Here is a 24,187-nt window from a genome sequence, read left to right as displayed (position 1 = left end):
CGTGCCCGGCGGCGCTAGGGTGCCTGCATGCCCCTCGCGACGTCGATCACCGTGGCGATCGCGGCCGCGCTCGGCGGCCTGCTCGGCTGGTGGCCGCTGACCGGCTGGGTGGTGCGCAACCTGCGCGAGCTCCGAGTGCCCCGGCGGGGCATCCAGGTGGTCGCCGCGGTGACGACCGCCATCGTCTGGGGCGTCGTCGCGTGGCGGGTCGGCGTGGCGCCGGTCCTTCCGGCGGTGCTCGCGTTCACGGCCGCCGCGACGGTGCTCGCGATCGTCGACCTCGCCGAGCACCGCCTGCCGAATCGCGTGATCGCACCGACCGCCGTGGTCGTCGCCGGATGCCTCGTGCTCGCGTCTGCGGTGTCGGGCGCGTGGATCGGACTGTGGTGGGCCATACTCGGCGGCGCGGCGATGTTCGCGGCGTACCTGCTGCTCGCCCTCATCTCGCCCGGCGCGATGGGCATGGGCGACGTGAAGCTCGCGGCGGTCGTCGGGATGCTGCTCGGCTGGTTCGGCATCACCGCGTGGCTGATCGGCCTGCTCGGCGCGTTCGTGATCGGCGGGGTGCTCGCCATCGCGGCCCTCGCGACCCGGCGCGTCGGTTTGCGCGGCTCGATCCCGTTCGGTCCGTCGATGCTCGCGGGCGCGCTCGCCGGAGTGCTGTTCGTCGCGTAGCGGCAGGCCCTCGCTAGGCTGGCGGCACGACGAGGGGAGGCGCCGTGCCGGAGCCGGGCGAGTCGACCGCATCGACCCCGTCGTACGACTGGCGCCCCGACGTGCTCGGTCCCGGTTTCGAGCAGCGCACGCTCCCGCTCGGCGAGGACTTCGAGGGCGAGGTCGTCGCGACCCTCGTGCGGTACCTGCGGCCGCTCGGCGACCGCCTGCGCCGAGGCGTGGCATCCGGCTCCGACGTGCTGTACGTGCACGGCTGGAGCGACTACTTCTTCAACGCCGATCTCGCCCGCCGCTGGTCGGGACTCGGCGCCCGGTTCTTCGCGCTCGACCTGCGCAAGTACGGCCGCAGCCTGCGGCCCGGTCAGACGCCCGGCTACATCACCGACCTCGCCGACTACGACGCCGACATCGCCGCCGCGCTCGCCGCGATGGGCCGCGGTGACCGCGCGGGCTCGCGGCGGCCGCTCATCGTGATGGCCCATTCGACCGGCGGACTCACGCTCAGCCTGTGGGCGGCGAGGCATCCGGGCCTCGTGTCGGCGCTCGTGCTGAACAGCCCGTGGCTCGAGTTCCAGCTCAGCCGACTCGGGCGCCAGGCACTCGCGCCGGTCATCGGATGGGGTGCGACGCTGAACCCGCAGGCCACGCTGCCGAACGTCGACTTCGGCTTCTACACGCGGGCCGTCGCACGCGAGCAGGGCGGCGAGTGGGCGTACGACCACCGGTGGCGGCCCGACCGCGGGTTCCCGGTGCATCCGGCCTGGCTCACGGCGATCCTCGCGGGCCACGGCACGGTCGAGTCCAAGATCGACGTCGGATGCCCCGTGCTCACGCTGCTCTCGACGCGTGCCACGATCCAGGCGCAGTGGAGCGAGGCCATGCGCTCGAGCGACAGTGTGCTCGTCGTCGACGAGATCGCCGAGCGCACGCTGCGGCTCGGGCCCGAGGTGTCGGTCGCCCGCATCGACGGCGCGCTGCACGACGTCGTGCTCTCGGCGCCGCCCGTGCGCGAGGCGGCGTATGCCGCCATCGCCCGGTGGCTCGAGGGGTACGCGCCGGGGCGTTGACCGCTCGCCGGCTACGCCAGCCCCGCCTCGCGCGCGATCACGGCGAGCTGCATGCGGCTCGAGGCATCCAGCTTGGCGAGGATTCGCGAGACGTGCGTCTTCGCGGTCGCTTCGCTGATCGACAGCTCGGCGGCGAGCTCGGCGTTGGAGAGCCCGCGGCCGAGGCCCCGCAGCACCTCGCGTTCGCGCGCGGTGAGCTCGTCGAGTCCGGCCGCGGCAGCGGGCTCGGGCGCACCGGCGAGTTGCGCGAGCACTCGCCGCGTGACCTCGGGAGCCAGCGCCCCCTGGCCGCGGGCGACCGCTTGGACCGCGCCGCGCAGCTGCTCGCCGCCCGACGACTTCAGCAGGTACCCGGCGGCGCCCGCGCGCACGGCGCCGAACACGTCCTCGTCGAGATCGAACGTGGTGAGCACGAGCACGTGCGCGAGCCGTTCGCCGACGATCGCGCGGGTCGCCTCGATGCCGTCGACGCCGGGCATCCGGATGTCCATGAGCACCACATCGGGACGCAGCGCGCGGGTGTTGCGAATCGCGGATGCCCCGTCGGCGGCTTCGCCCACGACCTCGATGCCGTCGCCGTCGAGCATGGCGCGCAGGCCTGCGCGGATCGCGGCGTGGTCGTCGGCGATGAGCAGGCGGATCGTCATGCGGTCCTCCCGGGCAGGTGCGCGGTCACGATCCAGTCGCCGCGGGGGTCGCCGGAGCCGCCCGAGTCGCCGGCGCCGCCCGGGCCGCCGCCACCCGCCGGCCCGGCCGTCAGCGAGCCGCCGATGCCCTCGGCGCGCTCGCGCATCATCGAGAGCCCGTGCCCGGTGCCGGCGGCGGCCACCGCCCGCCCGCCCGACGACCGTACCCGCACCACGTGGCCGTCGTCGTCGGCGGCGAAGGTGATCGCGACCCGGGCGCCCGGCCGGTGCTTGGCGGCGTTCGTGAGGCTCTCGGCGATGATGCGCGCGGCCGCCTGGTCGGCCGCGGTCGGCAGGGTCGGGGGAGCCCCCTCGATCTCGACGTCGAGTCCGGAATCGGCGACCAGGTCGTCGAGGTCGGCGAGCCGCAACGGTGCGACGCGTGCGTCGTCGCCCGTGCGGAGCAGCCCGATCATCGAGCGCATCTGCTCGAGCCCTTCGACGCTCGCAGCCCGAACCGCCTCGAGCGCGGCACGATCGCGGCGGCCGTCGGGCTCGCGCGAGAGCGACGCCTCGGAGTGGATCGCCACGGCCGAGAGGTTGCCGGCGATGACATCGTGCAGGTCCTGCGCCATGCGCGATCGCTCTGCGCGCACGGCGCGCTCGCGGTCGAGGACGGCGAGCCGCTGGGCGTCGTCGGCGCGGGCGGCCTCGCTCGCCGCGAGCTCACGACCGCGTCGCACCGCCGAGGCCCACCAGTACGGCGTCGCGAGGATCGCGAAGGTCTGCAGGGCGAACAGCACGATGGTCTGCAGCGGCCTCCCGAGCACGATCGGCAGGATCGCGCTCACGGCGACGGCCACGGCGATGAGCACGCGCAGCACCGCCCGCGCGTGCACCGAGCCCCAGAACGCCGCCGCGTAGATCAGGTCGAACAGCACGAGCAGCATGCCGAGCGTGCCGCCGAGCATCGTGTCGACGACGAACAGCGCGGCGCCCGCGGTGAGCGCGAGCATGGGATGCCGCCGCCGCACGAGCAGCGCGGCGAACGCCCCCGCGAGGATCGCGTAGTGCCAGCCGACCCAGACGGTTTCGGCGTCGACCAGGGCGAGGGGTTCCCAGACCGGCACGACCCCGAGTAGGAGCAGCAGCACGCCGACGCCGACCGTCGCGACCGCGGAGTACGCCTCGGGATGCTGGTCGTACACCGCCTTCGCGCGACTGCCGAGCGGGCGGGCGGTTTCCATACCCACATCCCAGCACAGCAGATGCCGCGACGGGTCATCCGAAGGATGCACGCCCGTGACGTCGTTCGCCGGATGCGCGCCGGCGCCCGCGAGCGCACGATCGGAGCATGACCCCCGAACTCGCCCTGACGCTCGGTGCGCTGGCCCTGGTCGACAGCCTGAGCATCGGCACCCTGCTCATCCCGCTGTTCCTGCTCATCGCTCCCGGCCGGGTGCGCGCCGGGCGGATGCTCCTCTACCTCGGCACGATCGCGGGCTTCTACTTCGTGCTCGGCCTCGCGCTGACCGCCGGTGCCGGCTTCCTGGTGGAGGGCGCCGCCGGAGTGCTCGAGACGCCGGTGGCCCGCTGGGCGCAACTCGTGCTCGGCGCCGGCCTCCTGGTCTGGAGCTTCTTCATCGGCAAGGACCGGTCGAGCCGCGACGGCGACGACGGCGCCGAGTCCCCGCGCCGCGGGCGGCTGGCCCGCTGGCGCGACCGCCTGCTCGGCGAGGGCCCGGCGTCGACGGTCGTCGTCGTCGCACTCGGTGCCGGGCTGATCGAGGCCGCGACGATGCTGCCCTACCTCGGCGCGGTCGGCCTCATCACGAACGCGGGCCTCGACGCCGCGACCTGGGTCCCGGTGCTCGCCGGCTACTGCCTGGTGATGATCGCGCCCGCGCTCGTGCTGCTCGGGGTGCGTGCCGCGGCGCGCTCGGTCGTCGAGCCCGCGCTCGCCCGGTTCGCGGCGTGGCTGCAGCGTGGCTCGGGCGAGACGACGGCGTGGATCGTCGGCATCGTCGGGTTCCTGCTCGCGCGCGATGCCGCGGTCACGCTCGGGCTGCTCGAGGGGCTCGACGGCCTCGGCGTCCGCTTCAGCTGAACGGCCCCCGCAGCACCGCCCACTGCAGCAGCATGATGGTCTTGGCATCGATGATGTCGTCGCCGATGCGCGCGAGCGCGTCGTCAACGCCGAGCTCGACGACCTCGATGTCCTCGCCCTCGTGGGCGAGGCCGGCACGCGACCCGTTGGCGACGTCGCCGCGCGCGTACGGCGCGGCGAAGAAGTGCAGGCGCTCGGTCACCGACCCGGGGCTCATGTAGGCGTCGAAGACGTGCTCGACCTCGCCGACGGCGACGCCGGTCTCCTCTTCGGCCTCGCGACGGATCGCGGTCTCGGGGTCGTCGGCGTCGAGCAGGCCCGCCGGCGCCTCGAGGAGCATGCCGTCGGGATGCTCGTTGACGTAGGCCGGGTACCGGAACTGGCGGGTCAGCAGCACGGTGCGTGCCGATGGCTCGTAGAGCAGGATCGTGGCGCCGTCGCCGCGGTCGTAGGTCTCGCGCTCCTCGGTCGACCAGTGGCCGTCGGCGTGCCGGTAGTCGAACGTCGTGGCCCGGGTCACGTACCAGTTCGAGGTCAGCACGCGCACGTCTCGCACGACGACATCGGGGTTGCGGTCGAGGTCGCGCCCCACCCGGTCGAGCCCGGTGCGGCCGCGGCGGTCGGGCACGTCGACGCCCGGCTGCGGCATCCGCTCGCTCACCCCGGGGTCAGCGGAAATTGATGAACTGGAGGTCGACCTCGAGGTCGGCGGCCTTGAGGATGCGGATCGTCTCCTGGAGGTCGTCGCGGCTCTTCGAGGAGACCCGCAGCTCGTCGCCCTGGATCTGGCTCTTGACCGTCTTGGGTGCCTCCTCGCGGATGATCTTGCCGATCTCCTTGGCGGCCTTCTGGTCGATGCCCTGCTTGAGCGCGACCTCGATGCGGAACTCCTTGCCCGAGGCGTACGGCTCGCCCGCGTCGAGCATCTTCAGCGTGATGCCGCGCTTGATGAACTTCGACTGCACCACGTCGAGCACCGCCTTGACCCGCTCCTCGGAGTTGGCCTTGAGGAGGATCTTCTCGCCGCTCCACTCGGCCGACGCGCCCACGCCCTTGAAGTCGTAGCGCTGCTCGAGTTCCTTGCGGGCCTGGTTGACCGCGTTGTCGGCCTCCATCTTGTCGACCTTGCTCACGATGTCGAACGTCGAATCTGCCATGCGCGCCAGTCTACCGAGGCCGCGCTGCGCGGCTACTCCGACGGCGGGGTCGCGGTCGACGACCGCACGCGCAGTTCGTAGGGTAGGGGCGTCGCCTCGGGCTCGGGGGGTCGCAGGCCCGGCTCGAGCTCGTCCATCAGCACCTCGACGGCCTGCTCTCCCTGCACGCGCGGGAACTGCGCGACGGTCGTGAGCCCGAAGAAGTCGGCGAGGTCGTGGTCGTCGATGCCGACGACCGAGACGTCGCGCGGCACGCTCAGCCCGAGGTCGCGCACGGCGAGGATCGTGCCGATCGCCATCTCGTCGGAGGCCGCGAAGATCGCGGTGGGCCGGGCGTGCGGCACCCCGAGCAGTTGCTTGGCCGCGTGGTAGCCGCCTCGGATCGTGAAGTCGGCCGAGGCGAAGAACCGCGGCTCGACCTCGACGCCGGCCTCGCGCATCGCCGCCTCGTACCCGAGTCGGCGGTTCGTCGGCAGGTGGAAGTCGAGGTCGAACTCGAGGTCGCCGCCGATGTGGGCGATGCGGCGGTGGCCGAGGCCCAGCAGGTGCTCGGTGGCGAGGCGCGCCACCGCGACGTCGTCGATCGTGAGCGTGCGGACGCCGGGGATCGGGCCGCCGACGCCCACGAGCGGCTTGCCGAGGTCGTGCAGCCGGCGCACCTCGTGCTCGGTGAGCTCGAGCGACACCGCGATCACCGCATCGACGCGCTGGCGCAGCAGGAAGTGCTCGAACACGCTCGCGCGCTCGCGGCCGTCTCCGGACAGGTTGTAGAGGGTGAGGTCGTATCCGCGGCGGAGCAGTGCCTGCTGCGCGCCCTCGAGCACCGACGAGAAGAACCAGCGGTTGAGGAACGGGATGACGACGCCGACGTTGCGGGTGCGACCCGAGGCGAGGCTCGACGCATTCGACGACACGACGTAGCCGAGCAGGGCGGCGGCCTCCTCGACCTTCGCCTTCGAGGCCGGTGAGACGTGGCCGCGGCCGCTGAGCGCACGCGAGACGGTCGCGGTCGACACGCCCGCGAGCTTCGCCACCTCTTCGATGCCGGCCATCGTCCCTCATTCCCGGCTACGCGTCGTCTGCCGGGTCCGCAGTCGATCGCCGCCGCCGGCAGCGCCGGATCATCCGGAATCCTACCGCCCGGCTCGCGCCCGGATCCGCGGGAACACGCCGCACCCGCGTGGCATGTCGCCGGAAGGGGGCACGGTGCGGTATGAATGGCCCTTCAGGGCGTGCCTACCGGGGGCGCGGTTCGCCCACGAACGCCGTCGGAAGGAGTACCCGCGTGAAGTGGGTCAAGCGGATCGTCGTGGCACTGGTCGTGGTGTTCGCCCTGTTCTACCTCGTCACGAGGCCCGAGGATGCCGCGACCGCGGTGCAGGCCGCCGTCGACGCCGTCTGGGGTGCGGTCTCCTCGATCGGCGTGTTCTTCAGTTCGCTCGCGAGCTGAGCGCGACCGCGAGCGAGGGCACGACCACGAGCACGACCGAGTCCACGAGCACGACCGCGAGCCGGAGGCATCCGTGAGCTTCTTCGACCCGAAGGTGCATCGGCACCTGATCTCCGACCAGGGCGAGGTCGTCGTCGACGAGGTGCGCAAGCACTGGACCGCGATGGTCAAGCCCGTGCTCGAGATGCTCCTCGCGATCCCGGTGCTGCTGCTCCTGCTCCTGCTGCCGAAGGAGCTGTACTTCCTGCCGCTGCTGATCGCTCCCGCCATCCTGATCCACGCGACGTGGCGCCTGCTCGACGTGCGCATGGACCGGTTCGTGATCACGAACATGCGGGTGTTCCGCGTGCACGGCATCCTGTCGCAGCACATCGCGACGATGCCCATCGCCCGAATCCTCGACATCTCGGTCAAGAAGCCCCTGATCGGGCGGGTGCTCGGCTACGGCCACTTCATCTTCGAGTCGGCCGCGCAGGACCAGGGCCTGCGCGAGATCCGCTTCGTCGGCGACCCCGACGAACGCGGGCTCACGATCCAGCGGGTGATCCAGCGGGCCGGGCTGCGCGGCTCGGCCGGAGGCCGGGGCGGCGACGGGATGCCGGTCGGCCCCGTGTCGCGCGAGGAGTACGTGCGATCGAACACGGTCGTCGAGGTCGATCGTCGAGCCGTCGCCGAGGACGACGACGGCACCGGCTCGTCGGAGACCCGCGGGTTCGACCGCATCATCGGCGACCCGATGGGCATCGACGTCGTCGAGCGCGACTCGTGGACCCAGCCGATCCCGACGCAGGACGGCCGGTAGCAACCCGCGCAGCAAGACGGCCGGCCGCGCCGCGCGCGACCGGCCGTCGTGCTCACCGCGTCAGCCGACCGCGCACGCGACGCCGTCGATTTCCTCGCTCCCGTCGACCTCGACGCTGCAGGCCGCCGGGGCCGGCCCGACGAGCCCGAGGTTGCCGCCCTCGTCGATGAACGTGCCCCAGAACTGGGTCGGCCCGTCAGCGGGAGCGGCGATGCGCGTCGCCCGCACGTTCGCGAAGCGGTGCTCGCCGCCGACCCGGGCGGCGACGGCGTACGAGCCGGTGCCGTCGATGCGGACGTCGGCGACGCGCAGGTCGTCGACCCAGTGGCCGCCGCTGACGAGCAGGCCCTCGTACGTGGAGTCGAGCACGTCGAGGTCGCGCAGCACGACGGGGGTCGTCAGGTGGCTCGTGTCGGCGAAGACCCAGATCGCACCGAACGACGTGTTCCAGTTCGGCTCCCACCCGCCGGTGCGGATGAGCGTCGAGTCCTCGACGACCGTGGTGCCCGAGAACGGCACGGGGTTGAACCGGGTGCTCACCGCGACACCCGCGGCAGCCGTGAGCGTGTCGCGCACGAGCAGGCCCGAGACACGATTGGCCTCCCCGCCGTACACGGCCGCGCCGTTGCCGAGCAGCGGCGTCTGCACGGTCGCGTGCACGAACGAGCTGCGCGCGACGGCGCCGCCCGACGACCACATGGCCATCGCGTCGTCGCCGGTGTTGCGCACGCTCGCGTGCTCGACCCGGGTGTCGGCGACCGCGCCGTGCAGGTGCACGCCGTCGGCGAAGGTGTTCCGCACGCGCAGGTCGACGGCGGCGAGGCCGTCGGTCCCGGCGTCGACCCAGAGCCCGACCTTCGTGTGCTCGGCCCAGACGCCCTGCACGAGCGACCCTTGGCCGAAGGCGCCCTCGACCGCCGCGTCGAAGCGAGCGTCGTCGCGGTACCGCACGTCCCCGTCGACCTTGAGGTCGGCGATCGTCGTGCCCGAGCCCATCGCGTAGAGGCCGCCCCGGCCGTCGACGCCCTCGAGCACCGAGTACCACGCGCCCGCGCCGCGAAGCGTGACCCCGTGCAGCCGAAGTCGCTTGGCGAGCGTGAACCGGCCCTCGGGCACCCAGACGATGCCGCCGGTCTCCTGGGCGGCCGCGATCGCCTCGCCGAACGCCGCGGCGTCGTCGATGCCGTCGTCGGCCACCGCGCCGAAGTCGCGCACGTCCAGCGATCCGGCCGGCCGCGCGTACGGCTCGGGCGCGTCCTCGGTCTCGGCGAGATCGACGGTGATCGGGAGCGCACCCGACGAGGCATCCTTCTCGAGGCGAAGCACCGTGCCCTCGCGCAGCCGCGGCAGGCGCACGCTGCCGTCGTCGAAGAAACGCTGCGCGCCGCCCGCCTCTGGGTCGTTGCCGTACGGGTAGCCGCCGTAGACCCACGCGTACACGCTCGACACGGGCACGTCGCCGACCTTGCGGCCGTCCGCGAGCACGGCGAGCGTGGTCGACTGCCCGGCGCCGTCGGCCGTGTCGGGAATGGACGCGCGCACGACGAGGGCGTTGGCGGCTGCGTCCAGTCGCCACTCGACGTACTGCCCCGGCTCCGAGAGGGTCACGGCCTGGCGACCGGATGCCTCGGCCGCGAGCTCTCGGAACGTGCGGCTCGGCGCGAGCACCTCGCCGTTGGTGGTGCCGCGCTCGGCCTCGTGCGTCGTGAATGGCACGGTCGCGCCGCGGGCGGCGACGGGGGAGCCGTCGCGCAGCCGCACGGCGTCGACGGCGAGGCGGCCGCCCGCTGCGTCGCCCGTGCGTCGCAGTTCGATCGTGCCGATCCCCTCGCGGAGAGTGAGGGGCATCGCGACGTCGCGCCACTCCTCGCCGCCGCGGGTCGGCAGCGCCAGCCTCCCGACCGGGTGACCGTCGACCGCGACGACGACGGATGCCTCCGCCGCCGCGCGGTACCGCACGACGACGTCCTGCTTGCCGGCACGGTCGGCGTTCACCGCGACGACCAGGCGTGCGCGCTCGGCGGTCAGGTCGACCGCGCCGCCGTCGGCGGTCGCGACGGCGCCGTTCGCCCGGTGCGCGGTCTCGGCTTCGAACGCGGTGCCGCCGCGCTTGGGCTTCGTGGTGCGCACCGACTCGACGATGCCGTCCCACCGGGTGTCGGGTCCGGCGCCCGGCTGCTCGCCGGGGTCGGTCCGGCCGCCGCCCGGCGTCGAGAGGTCGCCGACCGTCGTCAGCGCGATCGCGTCGAGGTTCACGTTGCCCGTGTCGTCGGCGTCGAATCGGTAGGTGACCTGCTGCGGGCCCGCGGCGAGGTGCACGACCTCCTGGTGCACGAACCAGAAGCTCCACGAGGCGCCCGCCGCCGAGGGCAGCACGACCTGCCGATCCTCGCCGCCCGCGACCTGCGACAGGGTCATGTCGGAGCCGAGGCCGTTGGTGTAGCGGAGGTTCAGGCCGTAGTCGCCCTCGACCGGGACGTCGACCGTGAAGGTCACGGCCGCGGTGCCGGTGTGGTCGATCACGAACCCGTCCACGAAGCCCGAGCCGGAGTATCCGAGGTGGTTGTCGTTGACGCCGGCGCCGCCGGCGAGCACGGCGTCCTCGGCCTCGAGCTCGATGGGCAGGCCGGCGGCGGTCGTGCCCGGCGGGTCCTCGGCGGCTGCCGAAGCGAGCGGCGCTGCCGCGGCGGGGAGGGGCGCGGCGATGAGCGCGGCCGCGATGAGCCCTGCGGCGACGGCCGCCGCGGGCAGCGCCGCGAGGCGGCGCGATGGTGCGAGGTGCATGTCGATCTCCTTCGATCGTCGGTTCGCGCGCGCTGGCGCGCCTGGGGGGCGCGACGCGCCCGGAGACCGGCGCGCCGGAGCGCCCGGAATGCGAACGGGGCGGTGCCGGCCTGAACTCCGGCACCGCCCTTCTCCCACCGCGCCGAGGATCACCCGGCGAGGATCTGCTGCGCCTCCGCTTCCGCGGCCGCGAGGAGGGCGGCGATGTCGGCGTTCTGGTCGGTGAGCACGGCCTGGACCACCGGGTCGAGGAGGGCGTAGACCTCCTGCGTGGAGTGGCTCGGCTCGGCGATGAGCGGCTGCTCGAAGATGTGGTCGGTGAACCCGGTCATCTGGTCGAGCGGCACGTTGACCAGGTCGGCGACCCAGGACTGCGCCTCCTCGTAGGTGGCCTGGTCGAAGATCGGCATCTGCGGCGCGCCCACCGGCGCACCCGACTCTGCGAGGGCCTCGGCGTCGGCGACGGCGGCATCCTCGTCGGTCAGCTTCTCCATGTAGTAGAAGTCGATCCACTCGACGCCGGCGGCCCTGTGCGCGTCATCCGCCTTCCCGCTGACGGCGGCGAGCGTGCCGCCGCCGAGCACGCCGGCATCGGGCGAGTCGGCCAGCGGCAGCACCGCGAGCCCGTAGTCGTCGGGGTTCATCTGGTTCTGCGTGAAGAGGTTGCCGTAGTTGCCGCCGCCCGAGACGTACATGCCGATCTGGCCCGACGCGAACGCCTGGTTGATGCCGCCCCAGTCGTAGAGGAAGTTCGCGCCCATCGAGTCGTCGGTCCAGCGCATCTCGTGCACCATCTCGAGCACCTCGGCCATCTCCGGCGTGTCGATCGTCGAGGCGACGTCGCCCGATCCCTCCTCGAGCCGGCCGCCGAGCGCGTAGTCGAGGGTCGTGAGGATCCAGCCGCCGGTGTTCGACGTCGTCATCTGCGCGTAGCCGGCCTGGCCCGTGGCATCCGCGATCTGCTTGGCGTACTCGCGCACCTCGTCCCACGTCGTCGGCGGCTGGTCGGGGTCGAGCCCGGCCTGCTCGAACAGCGCGCGGTTGTAGTGCAGGCCCTGGCCGTAGGCCGCGATCGGCACGGCCCACTGGCTGCCGTCCTCGGCCTGGCCGGCCACGGCGACGTTCGGGTTGAAGTCGCCCGCGTAGGGCAGCTCGGCGACGAGGTCCGAGATGTCGGCGATCTGCTCGTTCGCGATGAGGCCGCGGCCATCGGTGAAGGGCAGGGTGAACACGTCGGGCAGGGTGCCGCCGGCCAGTGCCGCGGCGAAGGTCGTGCCGTCCCACGTGTACTCGACGGGCTCGATCGTGATGTCGGGGTTCGCCTCCTCGAACTGGGCGGCGCGCGCCTCGAACGCCTTGGTGGCGCCCTCGTCGAGGCCCGCGTCGATCGAGACGCGGAGGGTGATGGTGCCGTCCGACGGCTCGTCGGAGGCTGAGCAGCCGGCGAGCGAGACGGCGAGGGCCAGGCCGGCGACCGCGCCGGCGAATCTGAGGATGGGTGACGTCATCGTCTTTCCTTCGTGAATGGGTGCTGTGCGAGTGTCGCAGCCGACGGCTGCGTGGACGGTGAATGCGGATGCTCCGCGCGGACGCGCGTCAGGTGCGGAGCCAGGCCGACGTGTCGGCGGGCAGCTCCTTCCCGGTGGTCGGGCCGCTCGCGAGGAGCAGGCGGCGGTGGGCGGGCAGCGCCACGGGTGCGCTGCCGAGATTGGTCAGGTGCAGGACGTCACCGCGGCGCAGCGCGATCACGTCGGCGTCGGGATGCTCCGTCCAGGCGAGCTCGGAACGGTCGGCGGCGCCGGCGGCGCCGGCCGCCTCCGCGGCGTCGGCCGCACCGGTCGCCTCCGCGGCGCCGGCCACGCGGTCGCGGAAGAGCTCGCGGCGCAGCCGGAGCATCCGCCGATAGAGCGACAGGGTGGATGCCCCGTCGGCGGCCTGCGCCTCGACCGAGAGGCCGGCCCAGTCGGCCGGCTGCGGCAGCCAGGCGGCGCCTGTGGGGGAGAAGCCGAGGCTCGCTCCGGCGCGCGTCCACGGCAGCGGCACGCGGCAGCCGTCGCGGCCGGGGTCGACGCCGCCCGAGCGGTGGTGCATCGGGTCCTGGCGGAGCGCGTCGGGCAGGTCCTCGACTTCGGGCAGGCCGAGCTCGTCGCCCTGGTACACGTACAGCGAGCCCGGCAGGAAGGCGGCGAGCATCGCGGCCGCACGGGCCCTCGCGAGGCCCTTCGCACGGTCGCTGGGCGTGCCGAACCGCTTCGCGTCGAACGCGAACGACGAGTCCTCGCGCCCGTACCGGGTGGCCGGACGCGTCAGGTCGTGGTTCGAGAGCGCCCAGGTGGGCGTCGCGGCGACGCCGTCGTGCCAGGCGAGCGTCTCGGCGATGGTCGCGCGGAGCGCGGCGGCATCCCACGGCTTGGTCATGAACTCGAAGTTGAACGCGCCGTGCAGTTCGTCGGGCCGCAGGTAGCGCGCGAAGCGCTCGGCGTCGCCGAGCCAGACCTCGCCGACCAGCAGGCGCGGCTCGTCGTACGCGTCGGCCACGGCGCGCCAGGCCCGGTAGACCTCGTGCACGCCGTCGCGGTCGAGGAACGGGTGACCGTCGTCGCCGGGGGCCGGTGCGGCCGCCGGGAGCGTCGGGTCCTTCACGAGCATGGCCGCCGAGTCGACCCGGATGCCCGCAGCGCCGCGGTCGAACCAGAAGCGCAGGACGTCCTCGTGCTCGGCGCGCACGTCGGGGTGGTCCCAGTTGAGGTCGGGCTGCTCGGGGCTGAACAGGTGCAGGTACCACTCGCCGGGCTCGCCGTCGGGGCCGGTCGTGCGGGTCCAGGTGCCGCCGCCGAAGCTCGAGACCCAGTCGGTGGGCGGCTCGGCACCGCCCGGGCCGCGACCGCTGCGGAACCAGAACCGCTCGCGCTCGGCGCTGCCCGGTTCGGCCGCGAGCGCGGCCCGGAACCACGGATGCCGGTCGCTCACGTGGTTCGGCACGACGTCGACGATCGTACGGATGCCCCGGGCCGCGGCCTCGGCGATGAGGCGCTCGGCCGCCGCGAGGTCGCCGAAGGCGGGGTCGATGGCGCGGTAGTCGGCGACGTCGTAGCCGCCGTCGGCCATGGGGGAGGCGTACCAGGGCGTGAACCAGACGGCGTCGACGCCGAGTTCGACGAGGTGGTCGAGCCGGCTGCGCACGCCCTCGAGGTCGCCCGTGCCGTCGCCGTCGGCGTCCGCGAAGCTGCGCACGTACACCTGGTACACGACGGCGTCGGCCCACCACGGGGCATCCGTCGCGGTGGCGACGACGGGGGCGTCGATCGCTTCGGCGGGGGCGTCGATCTCGTCGACGGGGCTCGGCATCGAGCTCACGGAGTCCTCTCCGGCATGCGCTAGGTTTAGCGCTATACCAATCTGGTTGGGGAGCGTACGGCCACGATCGTCGCGATGTCAAGCGCCGCCCTTACACTGATCCGACGGGAGGCATCGATGGCGGTCACGCTGAAGGACATCGCCGAGGAGGCGGGCGTCAGCCTGATGACCGTGTCGAACGTCGTGAACGGCAAGACCGCGCGCGTGTCGCCGGCCACGATCGAACGCGTGCGCGGCATCGTCGACCGCCGCGGCTACGTCGCCAACGCGTCGGCGCGCAGCCTCGCGGCGAGCCGATCGCGCACCGTCGGCGTGCTCGTTCCCGTCGCCGAGGGCGACATGCTCACCATGAGCCCGCACCACGTCGCCGTCATCGGCGGTATGGAGCGCCAGCTCCGCCAGGCCGGCTACCACGTGCTGCTGCGGGGTATCACCGAGCCCGCCGAGGTCGGCGAGGCCGTGCGCGAATGGGGTCTCGACGGCGCGGTGCTCCTCGGATTCCTCGACGCCGAGATCGATGCCCTGCCCGCCGAGGGCGGGCCCCTGCTCGCCATCGACAGCTACTCGCTCAATCCCCGCGCCACGGGCGTGCGCAGCGACGACTTCGGCGGCGGCGGCCTCGCCGCACGCCACCTCCTCGAGCACGGCCATCGCCGACTCCTCTTCGCCGGGCCCGCGTTCGGCGACAGCGGCGTCGTCCGGCGCCGCCACGACGGTTTCCGCGCCGCCGTCGACGCGGTGACGGATGCCACGGCCGAGGTCGTCGCCGTCAATACGACCTACGAGGACGGCCTCGCCCTCGGGCGGGCCCTGCGCGCGGAGCATCCCGCCGTCACCGCCGTCTTCGCGACCGCCGACGTGCTCGCCGTCGGCATCATGGCCGGCCTTCTCGACGCCGGCGCGTCGGTACCCGGCGAGGTGTCCGTCGTCGGCTTCGACGACCTCGACCTCGGCCAGTTCGTGCGACCGCGGCTCACGACCGTCGCCCAGGATCTCGCGGAGAAGGTCGCCGTCGCCACGCGCATGCTGCTCGGCGAGATCGACGGCGAGGCGGCGCCCGACGAGGTCGAACTCGGCGTCCGGCTCGTGACCCGCGAATCGGTCGCGGTGCCCCGCGCGGCGGACTCGGAAGCGGGCCCGGATTCCGCCCCCACCGGGGCATCCCGCTGATTTCGCGGTTCGAGGGTCGGCGGGTATTCTTGTTCAGCCCCCGGTTGTGTGCAGAACGTGGTCGGGTGCGATGGCGAGTTACCCAAGCGGCCAAAGGGATCTGACTGTAAATCAGACTGCATTGCATTCGGGGGTTCGAATCCCTCACTCGCCACCCGAAGCCCCGGTTCTTCCGGGGCTTCCGCCGTCCGCGGGAGAGGTTCGCCACGGCATACGATGCCGTGAAGGACGCGCTCCGCCCCGGCGACCCGACCCGCTGACAGACGGAGTGCCCGTGGATCCCGCCGAACTCGCCCTCGATCCCGACGAGCTCCGCCGCCTCGCCGAGTGCGCGAAGGAGCCCATCCGCACCCCCGGGTCCATCCAGGGCCACGGCACCCTCCTCGGCATCGACCAGACGGGCGTCATCGCCGTCGCCAGCGAGAACGCCGCCCGCTGGCTCGGCCAACCCGTGCTCGACATCGGCAACGCCGAACTCGAGTACGCCGTTCGCACGGGCCGGGCCGTCGACCCCGTCCGCATCACCTGGGAGGGCGTCGCATCCGACGCCATCGTGCACCGGGCCGACGGCCTCACCCTCGTCGAGATCGAGCCCGTGCCCGAGGGCAACGAGTACGCCCGCACCGCGGTGGTCGGGGCCATCATGCGCGTCGCGACCACGACCTCGATCGACGAGCTGCGCACCATGGCCGCGGCGGAGATCCGCGACATCACCGGATTCGACCGCGTCATGGTCTACCACTTCCACGACGACGGGCACGGCGAGATCGTCGCCGACGAGCACGCGCCGGATCTCGAGCCCTACCTCGGCCTGCACTTCCCGGCATCCGACATCCCGCCCCAGGCGCGTGCCCTCTACATCTCCAAGGTCGGGCGCATGATCGCCAGCACGACCGATCCGGGCATCCCGTTGGTCGCGCTCGAGGGCGACGCGCGCACCGTCGACCTCTCCGACGCCGAGCTGCGCAGCGTGTCGCCCTACCATCTGCAGTACATGCGGAACATGGGCCAGGCCTCGACATTCTCGCTCTCCCTCGTGGAGCACGGCCGGCTCATCGGCATGATCACCTGCGCGCACCGCACCGAGCGGCGCCTGCCGGTGCTGCTGCGCCGTGCGCTCGAGGTGCTCGCCGGCCAGATCGCCCTGCAGATCGGGTCGATGGGTGAGATCGCCAGGCTCCGTCACATGGTCGAAGTGCGCGAACGGCGTGCCGAGCTGCTGGCACCGCTGTACGGTTCCGACGACATCCACGCGGCCCTGCTGAGCGGCAGCCAGACCGTGCTCGACCTCGTGCCCGCCGACGGCGTGCTCGTGCGCATCGGCGACACGTCGCGTTCGGGCGGGGAGGTGCCTCCGCTCGGGGCCGTGCTCCGGGCGCTCGAGCGACTCGGCGGCGGGCCGTTCGTCTCAGAGGCGCTCTCGGTCGACCGGCCCGACGTCGCGCAACTGCTCCCCGGCGTCGCCGGGCTGCTCGTGGTCCCGCTGACCGACGCCGGCGAAGTCCTCGTGTTCTTCCGCGGCGAGGTCTCGCGGGAGATCTCGTGGCTCGGCGACCCCGGCGGGGCGTCCCGCGCCGGCGAACTCTCGCCGCGCACCTCGTTCTCGGCGTGGCAGCGCACCGTGCGAGGTCGCAGCGAGCCGTGGGGCACGGTCGTCGAGGAGGCCGCCGAACTCGGCCACGAACTCGAGATCGCCCTGCAGCGCCGGGCAGAGGCGCAGCTCGCGGAGCTCGCGATGCGCGACGCGCTCACGGGCCTCTACAACCGCCGCTACCTCGTCGAGCGGCTCGCGACCCGGGGCCCGGTCGGCGAGGCGGGCAAGGGCGTGCTGTTCGTCGACCTCGACGACTTCAAGAGCGTCAACGACCGGCACGGGCACGACGTCGGCGACGCCGTCATCCTCGAGGTCGCGAACCGACTCGTCACGCACTCCCGCGAGCAGGACGTCGTCGTGCGCCTCGGCGGCGACGAGTTCGTGGTGCTGCTCGACGGCGTGATCGACGAGGACGTCGAGGCGGTCGCCGATCGGATGGTCCGCGCGATCGCCGCGCCGATCGCCACCGGACAGGTGCTGCTGTCGGTCACCGCGTCGTGCGGCATCGTCGTGGCGGAGCCGGGTTCGCCGCGAGCGGGGCTGCTCGAGGCCGCCGATGCGGCGATGTACCGGGCGAAGCACGCCGGGCGCAACCGGGTCTCGCACTGAGGGAGGCCTTCGAACAACCGGACGGCTCGGCGGCGTGGCCGAGCCGAGTCGGGGTCGGGTCAGCCGGCCTTCGGCTCGGGCACGAGGCGCATGCCAGCCGCGCCATTCGCGGATTCGATGAGCTCCTCGAGCCAGAGCCGGTTGATGTCGCCCACGTCGGCGTCGAACTCGAACCGCAGCGTCGCGGCCGGGTTGATCCAGATCTGCTGGCGGCCGCCCGAGCCGCCGTCGATGGAGAGCGCGAAGCTCTCCTTGCGGCGCAGCTTCGCGAGCACGACGAACTCGATGTGCGCGAGCGTGCGATCGGGGAGTTCGAACGAGGCGGGCGGCGAGCCGTAGTGGAGGTGTCCCATCGAAACGATCCTACGCTCGCGATAGCCTGAAGCCGTGACCCTCGTACACCGACTGACCGTAGACGGACGCGATTACTTCCTGCCCGACCCCGTGACCGGGCTCAAGCAGCAGATCCTCGAGGCCATCCGCGCCGGAGGCGGGTACGTGAACATCCCGCCGCTGCGCGGCGGCCCCGGCATCGACATCCTCTTCTCGCCGGGCATGCCCGTGACCTGGTCGCAGATCGACGTCGGCGGCGACCTCGGCGATCGCGGCGACGACAAGTCGGCCGGCGGCGCCGACGAGGAGTTCGGGCTCTGACCCGGGCGCCTCAGGCCGAGGCGAGCAGCGGCTCCAGGTCTTCCGCGGCCACGGCCGGCGAGTAGTAGTACCCCTGCGCGCGATCGCACCGCCAGCGCTTCGCGCGCTCGAGGTCCGCCGAGGTCTCGACGCCCTCGGCCACGACGACGGCCGACCGCTCCCGCGCGAGCTCGACGCAACGCGCCACGAGCTCGTCGGCCGCAGGGCTCGCGTCGCGCATCAGCGAGCGGTCGATCTTCACCTCGGTGAAGGGGATCTTCCGCATGCCCTCGACCGAGGTGAAGCCGGCGCCGAAGTCGTCGATCGAGACGCCCACGCCTCCATCGATCAGCGACTGCATGGCCTGGTACTCCTCGCAGGACTCCTGCAGCGCCGGCGTCTCGGTGATCTCGGCCGTGACCGTCCAGCGGGGCAGGTCGAGGCGGCGCACGATCTTCAGCATGGCCTCGACGAAGGCGGGTCGAAGCTGCGACGGCGAGATGTTGACCGCGATGCCCATTCGCAGTCCGCGCCGGTGCCATTCGGCGGCTCGGCGCCCCGACTGGTCGAGAATGGCGCGCCCAAGGTCGCCCAGCAGGCCTGAGACCTCGGCGACGGGGATGAACCGGTCGGGCATGATCACGCCCCGATCGGGATGCAACCATCGGCACAGCGCCTCGAAGGCGACCGGTCTGCCGGATGCCAGGTCGTACTCGGGCTGGAAGTACGCGACGAGCTCGCCGCGGTCGACGGCACGCCGGAGTTCGGCGACCCATCCGTCGGTCGTCGGGTTCGATGCACCGGGTTCCATGCATCCAGAATCACGTTGTCAAGCCCTTCGTGCAATCCGCCTGCCGACACAGGTCCGGGGCGTATACTCCGCGCCGCGCGCTCGCCGTGCCCCCCGACGGCGATGCCGCAGCCACCGACGACGGCGCGCGCTCGCCGCACCGCTCGGTCGGTCGGGAGCCGATATCCTTTCCCGTGATGGGCACCCTCACCTACGACTCCAAGCTGGTCGTCTCGTTCGACGACCGCGTGCTCGCGCACCTGCAGGCGGTCATCTGGGCCAAGCTCCGTCGCGGCGAGCCGTTCGCATTCACCTGGACGGAATCCTCGTCGGCGAGCGGGTTCGGCCGGACCTCGGTCTGGTTGTCGCCGTCGATCCCGGTCGCGTTCGAGTACTTCGGCGGTCGAGCGCCGCGGCTGAACTCCGCGTGGGTGCAGGCGCTCAACCGATCGGCGAACTCGGCCGGAGGCCTCACGATCGTCCCCGAGCCACCGGGCTCGGAGGGCTGAGCCGGCGGTCGACGCCGTCAGTCGGACGCGGGCTTCGATTCCGGCTCGGGAACGAGCACGAGCCCGCCCGGGGAGTTCGCCGCCTTCGTGAGCTCCCGGATCCAGCGCGGGTTCAGCGGGATGTCCCGCCCGTCGAAGAACTCGAACGTCACCGGCACGTCGGGGCTGAACCAGATCGAGTGACGGCCGCTGCCCTGCTCGAGCGGCGTCTCCCACGAGTACGAGAACGCCTCGCCGCGCCGCAGCTTCGCGAAGACCACGCTCCGCAGATGGGCGAGCGGACGGTCCTCGATCTCGACCGTGCGAATGAAGTTCCAGGTGAGGATGCCCACCATCCCAGCATGCCAGCTTCCCGGCCGCGGCGGCTGCGGGGCGGACCACGAGGCCGGCGGATAGCCTGTGCCCGTGACCGCGTCCTTCGAGTGCCGCACGCGACTGCCCGTTCCCGTGCCGGACGCGTTCGACCTCGCCCGCAGCATCGACCTCCACCTCGACTCGATGGCGCGCACGCGTGAGCGCGCCGTCGGCGGCGTGACCTCGGGACTCATCGGCGAGGGACAGGAGGTCACCTGGCGCGCCTGGCACTTCGGCCTGCCGTTGCGGCTCACGAGCCGGATCACCGAGATGTCGCCGCCCCGCTCGTTCGTCGACGAGCAGGTACGCGGACCGTTCGCCGCGTTCCGGCACGAGCACGAGTGCGTCGCCGACGGCGACGGCACGAACATGACCGACCGGGTGTCGTTCACCGCACCGCTCGGACCACTCGGCCGCCTCGCCGAGCTCGTGCTGCGTCCGTACCTGCACCGGCTCATCGAACGCCGGAACGCGCACCTCCGGGCCGCGGCGCATCGCCTGCCCGGGGCCGGCGCCGACGACGCCGATAGCGTTGGGGCATGACCGACGCCGAAGCATCCGTACCGACGCCCGAATCGCTGCTCGCCCTCGCCCGCGACATCGCGGTGCGCGCCGGCGCCTTCGCGCTCGAGGAGCGGCGAAAGGGCGTGAGCGTCGAGGCGACGAAGTCGACGCCGATCGACATCGTCACGGCCGTCGACCGCTCGACGGAGGCGCTCATCCGCCGGCTGATCCTCGAGGCGCGACCCGACGACGGCATCCTCGGCGAGGAGGGAGGAGCGGCGCAGACCGGCACGAGCGGGCTGACCTGGGTCGTCGATCCGATCGACGGCACCGTGAACTTCCTCTACGGCATCCCGCAGTGGTCGATCAGCATCGCGGTCGTGCAGGGACCGCCGGCACCCGACGCGTGGACCGCGGTCGCCGGCGTCGTCGTGAACCCCGTCTCGGGCGAGGTGTTCGAGGCATCCCTCGGCGGCGGCGCCCGCCTCGGCGGCGAGCCGTTGCACGTGAACGCGAGCGTCGCACTCGATCGCGCGCTCGTCGGCACCGGATTCGCCTACTCGATCGAACGCCGCGAGGGGCAGGCGCGGATCGTGGCCGACCTCCTCGTGCGCATCCGCGACCTGCGCCGGCTCGGATCGTGCGCACTCGACCTGTGCGCCGTCGCCGCCGGGCGCCTCGACGCGTACTACGAGGTCGGGCTGGGCCCCTGGGACCACGCCGCGGGCGCCCTCATCGCCCGCGAGGCCGGCGCGATCGTGACGGGCCCGCGCGGCGGCGCGCCGACCGGCGAGTTCCTCCTCGCGGCACCGGCCGGGTTGCACGAGGAGCTCGGCGCGGCGCTCGCCGCGGCCGGCGCACCGGCCTGATCGACCGGGATCCACGCGATCCGTAGGCCCAGCGCCGCGGCACGGCGGGGATCGACGGTGTCACGTGGCGCGAACGGATGCCTCGGGGTACGCTTTACCGATCCGTTATCTCGGCGAGGGCGTCGGGATGCACACCTCCCCGTCCGGTCCATCCCCTACGCCGAAGGTCCCCTACGTGCCCGAGTCCCCCCTCGTGCCCGACGGTTCTGCGCCAGGCACTCAGCATGCTGAGCGTGCCGAGCGACCCCTGACACGACGCGAACTCCGGGAACGGGAGGCGGCCGCGGCCGCCGCCGGGTCGATGCCGGCCGAGTACGCGTGGCCGGCAGGGGGCGGTCAGGCGCCGCAGGCGCGCCAGGGGCAGGCGCCCCGACAGACGTGGCCGCAGCCGGCGCAACAGGCGCCGTCGGCGCCTGCGCAGTCGGTGCCGGCGCAGTCGGTGCCGGCGCAGCACCTCCCTCCGACGCCGTCGTGGCAGCAGGCGCAGCAGCCGCAGCCGCAGCAGCAGGCTCCGCGCCAGGCGCCGCCGCAGCCTCCGGTCCAGCAGCCTTCGCAGGAGCACCGGCAGCCGCGCCGCGAACAGCCGCAGGCGCAAGCACCCGTCCGACGGCAGGCCCCCGCGGAGCCCGAGTCGGGCTTCGACGCGCTCTTCGGAGATCTCACGGCCGACGCTGCCGACGGTCATCCGGCCGCACGTTTCCGCGGCCGTCGCGACGCCGCGGCCGCGGTACCGCCGGCACCCGCCCCGCGGAACCAGGCATCCGTCCCGCGAACCGACCTCCGACACCAGCTCGCCGCCGCGGCCCCCGGCGGCGAGGCACCGGTGCCCCTCGCCGATCCGTCGATCGCGGACGCGTCCGCGGAATTCGCGGTCCTCCTGGGTGCGGCCGCGCAGCGGCCCCGCCTCGCGTTCGACGACGTCGCCCCCGCCGAGGCATCCGCTCGCCGTGACGGAGGAGCAGCCGCCGAGGCGGCCCGAGGCGCAGAGGCATCCCGTCGCTCCGAGGCGGCCCGAGGCGCAGAGGCATCCCGTCGCTCCGAGGCGGCCCGAGGCGCAGAGGCATCCCGTCGCTCCGAAGCGTCACGCGGGCGCCGGAACGGCGGGCCCGCGCGGGCGACCGACGCAGGGCGGCCTGCCGACCGGGCCCGTCGCCGGCCGGTCGAGGCGCCCGTCAGCGTGCCGCCGCGGCCGAAGACGATCGTCACCCGCCGCCGGCGCGGGCTGCGCGCCGTCGTGGCCATGGGTTTCGCGGCGACGCTGGCGCTCGCGACCTCCGTGCCGGCGCTCTCCCTGCTGTCCGCCGAAGACGTGCAGGCGCTCGCGCTCGCCGCCGCCGACCGCGCCGACGGGCCCGGACAGCGGGTCACGATCGACGGCGATGCGATCGCCTCGCCGAACGTCGTCCGCGAGGGCTACCAGCACCAGACGATCGCTGAATACGCGGCCGCGGCGGGCATCCGCCCCGAGGCGACATTCACCAATAACCCGCTCGGCACGATCCAGTGGCCGTTCGCGGTCGGCGTGCACATCGGCGACCGGTTCGGCTACCGCGACTGCGCCGGATGCTCCGAGGATCACCACGGCCAGGACTTCAACCCCGGCTACGGCGCCGAGATCCAGGCCATCGCCGACGGCGTCGTCTCCAACTCGACCGACTCGGGCGGATCGCTCGGCGTCGTGACGATGATCGACCACGTCATCGACGGGCAGGTCGTCACGAGCGTGTACGCGCACATGCAGTACGACACCCGCCGCTTCGAGGTCGGCGACACGGTGCACGTCGGCGACGTGATCGGCAACACCGGCAACACCGGCATGTCGACCGGGCCCCACCTGCACTTCGAGATCCGCATCGGCGGCATCGACGGCGAGTGGGTCGACCCGCTCGAGTGGCTCTACGAGTACACGAACTAGGCGCGCGTCTCGCCCTGCTGGGGCCGCGCCGCCGTACGGCGACTGCCACGGCGAGTAAACAGGATGCGCCGGGCCATACCGACGCATACGGCGGTCTGATCCGTCTCGTCCTGTGAATTCATGCGGACCGGCAGGCGCGGCTTTCTCCACAGGCTGCCGGCACCGATGGGGCCGGCTGGGCACACTGCTGGGATGTCCCACAGCCCGAATGCCGTCGCCCGATGCATCCGTTCGCACGGCGGTGCCCTCGCGTACCGTCATCTCGACGCATACGGCATCCCCCGTCAGGCGGTGACGCGCGCCCGCAGCGCGGGAGCGATCGTCCAGGTCCGACAGCGCTGGTTCGCGGTGCCGGATGCTCCGCCCGACGTCGTGCGCGCGGTCAGGGTCGGTGGCAGCCTGACCGGGGCATCCGTGGCTCGCCTGGAGGGCGTGTGGACGCGGCGGGAAGCGACGCTGCACGTCCGGGTGCCGCGCACCGCGAGCCGGTTGCGGGCGCCCGACGGCTCCGGGAGGCGGCTGGACGTCGCTCGCGATCGGGTCTGCGTGCACTACCGCACGGTGGACGGTGTGATCGGAGCCCGGGATCCGCTCGCGCTCGCCCTCGCCGAGCTGGCCGCCTGCGCTCCGCGGCTCGACGCGCACATCGCGGTCGACTCGGCACTGGCGGAACGGCAGCTCGACACGGCCGGACTCGCCGAGCTTCGAACCCTGCTCGTCCCCACGAGACGATCGATCGTCGACCTCGCGGACGCCGGATGCCAGTCGGGGACGGAGACGATCGTGCGGATGCTGCTGCTCGGACACCGCATCCGCCACCGGACGCAGGTGACCATCGACGGAGTGGGTCGGATCGACGTACTCGTCGGCGAGCGGCTGGTGATCGAGATCGATGGCGCTGGATTCCACACCGGCCCGGAGTTCGAACGGGATCGGCGCCGCGACTTCGAGCTGGTCATGGGCGGCTACCTGGTGCTCAGGCTGAGCTACGAGATGGTCGTGTCCGAGTGGGATTCGGTGCAGGAGGGCATCCTCGAGCTGGTTCGGCGCGGCGAGCACCGGTGGGGCGTGCGCGCGACCGCGCGACCGCGCGCCGCCGGTGTGTCCGTGGCTCGCGGCCACATCGATCCCGGGTTCTGACTCCCCGGGTTCTGAGCGAGCGATGGGGCGTCTCTCGAGTTCGCAGGATGAGACGCGTCATACGGTCGCATTCGA

General features: G+C 72.8%; 24 protein-coding genes and 1 tRNA gene. 14 read left to right on the top strand and 11 right to left on the bottom strand.

The window, feature by feature from the left end; translation table 11 throughout:
* Nucleotides 1-27 precede the first annotated feature (27 nt).
* Nucleotides 28-675 (top strand): prepilin peptidase, encoded by a 648-nt coding sequence (locus GE115_RS06960; RefSeq protein ID WP_153684076.1) that lies wholly within the window; start codon nt 28-30, stop codon nt 673-675.
* 44 nt (nt 676-719) lie between these two features.
* Nucleotides 720-1,742 (top strand): alpha/beta hydrolase, encoded by a 1,023-nt coding sequence (locus GE115_RS06955; protein ID WP_312854974.1) that lies wholly within the window; start codon nt 720-722, stop codon nt 1,740-1,742.
* 11 nt (nt 1,743-1,753) lie between these two features.
* Here the strand turns inward: GE115_RS06955 and GE115_RS06950 are convergent, their stop codons facing one another.
* Together GE115_RS06950 and GE115_RS06945 are read right to left on the bottom strand one after the other, a co-directional pair.
* Nucleotides 1,754-2,389, bottom strand: coding sequence for a response regulator (locus GE115_RS06950; RefSeq protein ID WP_153684075.1), 636 nt, complete (start codon nt 2,387-2,389; stop codon nt 1,754-1,756).
* The gene (locus GE115_RS06945; protein ID WP_153684074.1) at nt 2,386-3,615 is read right to left on the bottom strand and encodes a sensor histidine kinase; all 1,230 of its coding nucleotides are present in this window, start codon (nt 3,613-3,615) and stop codon (nt 2,386-2,388) included. Before GE115_RS06945 ends, GE115_RS06950 begins: the two co-directional genes overlap by 4 nt.
* Before the next feature lie 107 nt (nt 3,616-3,722).
* Between GE115_RS06945 and GE115_RS06940 the strand changes: the two genes are divergently transcribed.
* Nucleotides 3,723-4,475, top strand: a complete 753-nt coding sequence (locus GE115_RS06940; protein ID WP_153684073.1) for a GAP family protein — start codon at nt 3,723-3,725, stop codon at nt 4,473-4,475.
* On the opposite strand, the gene GE115_RS06935 is transcribed toward GE115_RS06940, so the two are convergent.
* The 3 genes from GE115_RS06935 to GE115_RS06925 are packed head-to-tail and all read right to left on the bottom strand — an operon-like array spanning nt 4,468 to nt 6,684.
* The gene (locus tag GE115_RS06935) at nt 4,468-5,124 is read right to left on the bottom strand and encodes an NUDIX domain-containing protein (protein WP_153684072.1); all 657 of its coding nucleotides are present in this window, start codon (nt 5,122-5,124) and stop codon (nt 4,468-4,470) included. The two genes, GE115_RS06940 and GE115_RS06935, sit on opposite strands and share 8 nt — an antisense overlap.
* Before the next feature lie 19 nt (nt 5,125-5,143).
* Nucleotides 5,144-5,632: a YajQ family cyclic di-GMP-binding protein gene (locus GE115_RS06930; RefSeq protein WP_153684071.1), complete on the bottom strand. Its 489-nt coding sequence runs from the start codon at nt 5,630-5,632 to the stop codon at nt 5,144-5,146.
* A gap of 32 nt (nt 5,633-5,664) precedes the next feature.
* Nucleotides 5,665-6,684 carry a LacI family DNA-binding transcriptional regulator gene (locus tag GE115_RS06925; protein ID WP_153684070.1) on the bottom strand — a complete coding sequence of 340 codons (1,020 nt, stop codon included), beginning with the start codon at nt 6,682-6,684 and terminating at the stop codon, nt 5,665-5,667.
* Nucleotides 6,685-6,917: 233 nt separating this feature from the next.
* Here GE115_RS06925 and GE115_RS18530 point away from each other — a divergent pair, with 233 nt between their 5' ends.
* Entirely contained in the window at nt 6,918-7,082 is a 165-nt protein-coding gene (locus GE115_RS18530; protein WP_312854973.1) for a hypothetical protein, read from the top strand.
* 73 nt (nt 7,083-7,155) lie between these two features.
* A complete protein-coding gene (locus GE115_RS18795; RefSeq protein ID WP_216648781.1) occupies nt 7,156-7,884 on the top strand; it encodes a PH domain-containing protein in 729 nt (242 codons plus the stop codon).
* 60 nt (nt 7,885-7,944) lie between these two features.
* Here GE115_RS18795 and GE115_RS06915 read toward each other — a convergent pair whose 3' ends face one another.
* The 3 genes from GE115_RS06915 to GE115_RS06905 all read right to left on the bottom strand — a co-directional run bounded on the left by GE115_RS06915 (nt 7,945) and on the right by GE115_RS06905 (nt 14,016).
* Complete coding sequence (locus GE115_RS06915) at nt 7,945-10,668, bottom strand: glycosyl hydrolase family 28-related protein (protein ID WP_153684068.1); 2,724 nt, start codon at nt 10,666-10,668, stop codon at nt 7,945-7,947.
* 149 nt (nt 10,669-10,817) lie between these two features.
* Nucleotides 10,818-12,176, bottom strand: coding sequence for an ABC transporter substrate-binding protein (locus GE115_RS06910; protein ID WP_153684067.1), 1,359 nt, complete (start codon nt 12,174-12,176; stop codon nt 10,818-10,820).
* An 88-nt stretch (nt 12,177-12,264) separates the two neighbouring features.
* Nucleotides 12,265-14,016, bottom strand: a complete 1,752-nt coding sequence (locus tag GE115_RS06905) for a glycoside hydrolase family 13 protein (protein WP_153684348.1) — start codon at nt 14,014-14,016, stop codon at nt 12,265-12,267.
* A 126-nt stretch (nt 14,017-14,142) separates the two neighbouring features.
* On the opposite strand from GE115_RS06905, the gene GE115_RS06900 reads away from it, so the two are divergent.
* The 3 genes from GE115_RS06900 (at nt 14,143) to GE115_RS06890 (ending at nt 17,398) form a co-directional block, all read left to right on the top strand.
* Nucleotides 14,143-15,195, top strand: coding sequence for a LacI family DNA-binding transcriptional regulator (locus tag GE115_RS06900; RefSeq protein ID WP_153684066.1), 1,053 nt, complete (start codon nt 14,143-14,145; stop codon nt 15,193-15,195).
* A gap of 72 nt (nt 15,196-15,267) precedes the next feature.
* A tRNA-Tyr gene (locus GE115_RS06895) sits at nt 15,268-15,349 on the top strand.
* A gap of 120 nt (nt 15,350-15,469) precedes the next feature.
* A complete protein-coding gene (locus tag GE115_RS06890; RefSeq protein ID WP_312854972.1) occupies nt 15,470-17,398 on the top strand; it encodes a sensor domain-containing diguanylate cyclase in 1,929 nt (642 codons plus the stop codon).
* 59 nt (nt 17,399-17,457) lie between these two features.
* On the opposite strand, the gene GE115_RS06885 is transcribed toward GE115_RS06890, so the two are convergent.
* Nucleotides 17,458-17,751 (bottom strand): DUF7882 family protein, encoded by a 294-nt coding sequence (locus GE115_RS06885; RefSeq protein WP_153684065.1) that lies wholly within the window; start codon nt 17,749-17,751, stop codon nt 17,458-17,460.
* Between the two features lie 34 nt (nt 17,752-17,785).
* Here GE115_RS06885 and GE115_RS06880 point away from each other — a divergent pair, with 34 nt between their 5' ends.
* On the top strand, nt 17,786-18,052 hold the full coding sequence (locus GE115_RS06880) for a hypothetical protein (RefSeq protein WP_312854971.1): 267 nt from the start codon (nt 17,786-17,788) through the stop codon (nt 18,050-18,052).
* A gap of 10 nt (nt 18,053-18,062) precedes the next feature.
* On the opposite strand, the gene GE115_RS06875 is transcribed toward GE115_RS06880, so the two are convergent.
* A complete protein-coding gene (locus GE115_RS06875; RefSeq protein WP_153684064.1) occupies nt 18,063-18,842 on the bottom strand; it encodes an EAL domain-containing protein in 780 nt (259 codons plus the stop codon).
* 176 nt (nt 18,843-19,018) lie between these two features.
* Between GE115_RS06875 and GE115_RS06870 the strand changes: the two genes are divergently transcribed.
* Nucleotides 19,019-19,330 carry a DUF7882 family protein gene (locus GE115_RS06870; RefSeq protein ID WP_153684063.1) on the top strand — a complete coding sequence of 104 codons (312 nt, stop codon included), beginning with the start codon at nt 19,019-19,021 and terminating at the stop codon, nt 19,328-19,330.
* A gap of 17 nt (nt 19,331-19,347) precedes the next feature.
* Here GE115_RS06870 and GE115_RS06865 read toward each other — a convergent pair whose 3' ends face one another.
* On the bottom strand, nt 19,348-19,665 hold the full coding sequence (locus GE115_RS06865; protein WP_153684062.1) for a DUF7882 family protein: 318 nt from the start codon (nt 19,663-19,665) through the stop codon (nt 19,348-19,350).
* A gap of 70 nt (nt 19,666-19,735) precedes the next feature.
* On the opposite strand from GE115_RS06865, the gene GE115_RS06860 reads away from it, so the two are divergent.
* The 4 genes from GE115_RS06860 to GE115_RS06845 all read left to right on the top strand — a co-directional run bounded on the left by GE115_RS06860 (nt 19,736) and on the right by GE115_RS06845 (nt 24,112).
* Entirely contained in the window at nt 19,736-20,227 is a 492-nt protein-coding gene (locus tag GE115_RS06860; protein ID WP_312854970.1) for an SRPBCC family protein, read from the top strand.
* A complete protein-coding gene (locus tag GE115_RS06855) occupies nt 20,224-21,057 on the top strand; it encodes an inositol monophosphatase family protein (protein ID WP_153684061.1) in 834 nt (277 codons plus the stop codon). Before GE115_RS06860 ends, GE115_RS06855 begins: the two co-directional genes overlap by 4 nt.
* A 175-nt stretch (nt 21,058-21,232) precedes the next feature.
* Complete coding sequence (locus GE115_RS19215; protein ID WP_153684060.1) at nt 21,233-22,972, top strand: peptidoglycan DD-metalloendopeptidase family protein; 1,740 nt, start codon at nt 21,233-21,235, stop codon at nt 22,970-22,972.
* A gap of 192 nt (nt 22,973-23,164) precedes the next feature.
* Nucleotides 23,165-24,112 (top strand): endonuclease domain-containing protein, encoded by a 948-nt coding sequence (locus GE115_RS06845; protein ID WP_172979752.1) that lies wholly within the window; start codon nt 23,165-23,167, stop codon nt 24,110-24,112.
* Nucleotides 24,113-24,187 lie beyond the last annotated feature (75 nt).

The organism is Agromyces agglutinans, from assembly GCF_009647605.1.
GTDB classification, from domain to species: domain Bacteria; phylum Actinomycetota; class Actinomycetes; order Actinomycetales; family Microbacteriaceae; genus Agromyces; species Agromyces agglutinans.
This window is presented reverse-complemented; position numbering and strand designations above follow the sequence as displayed.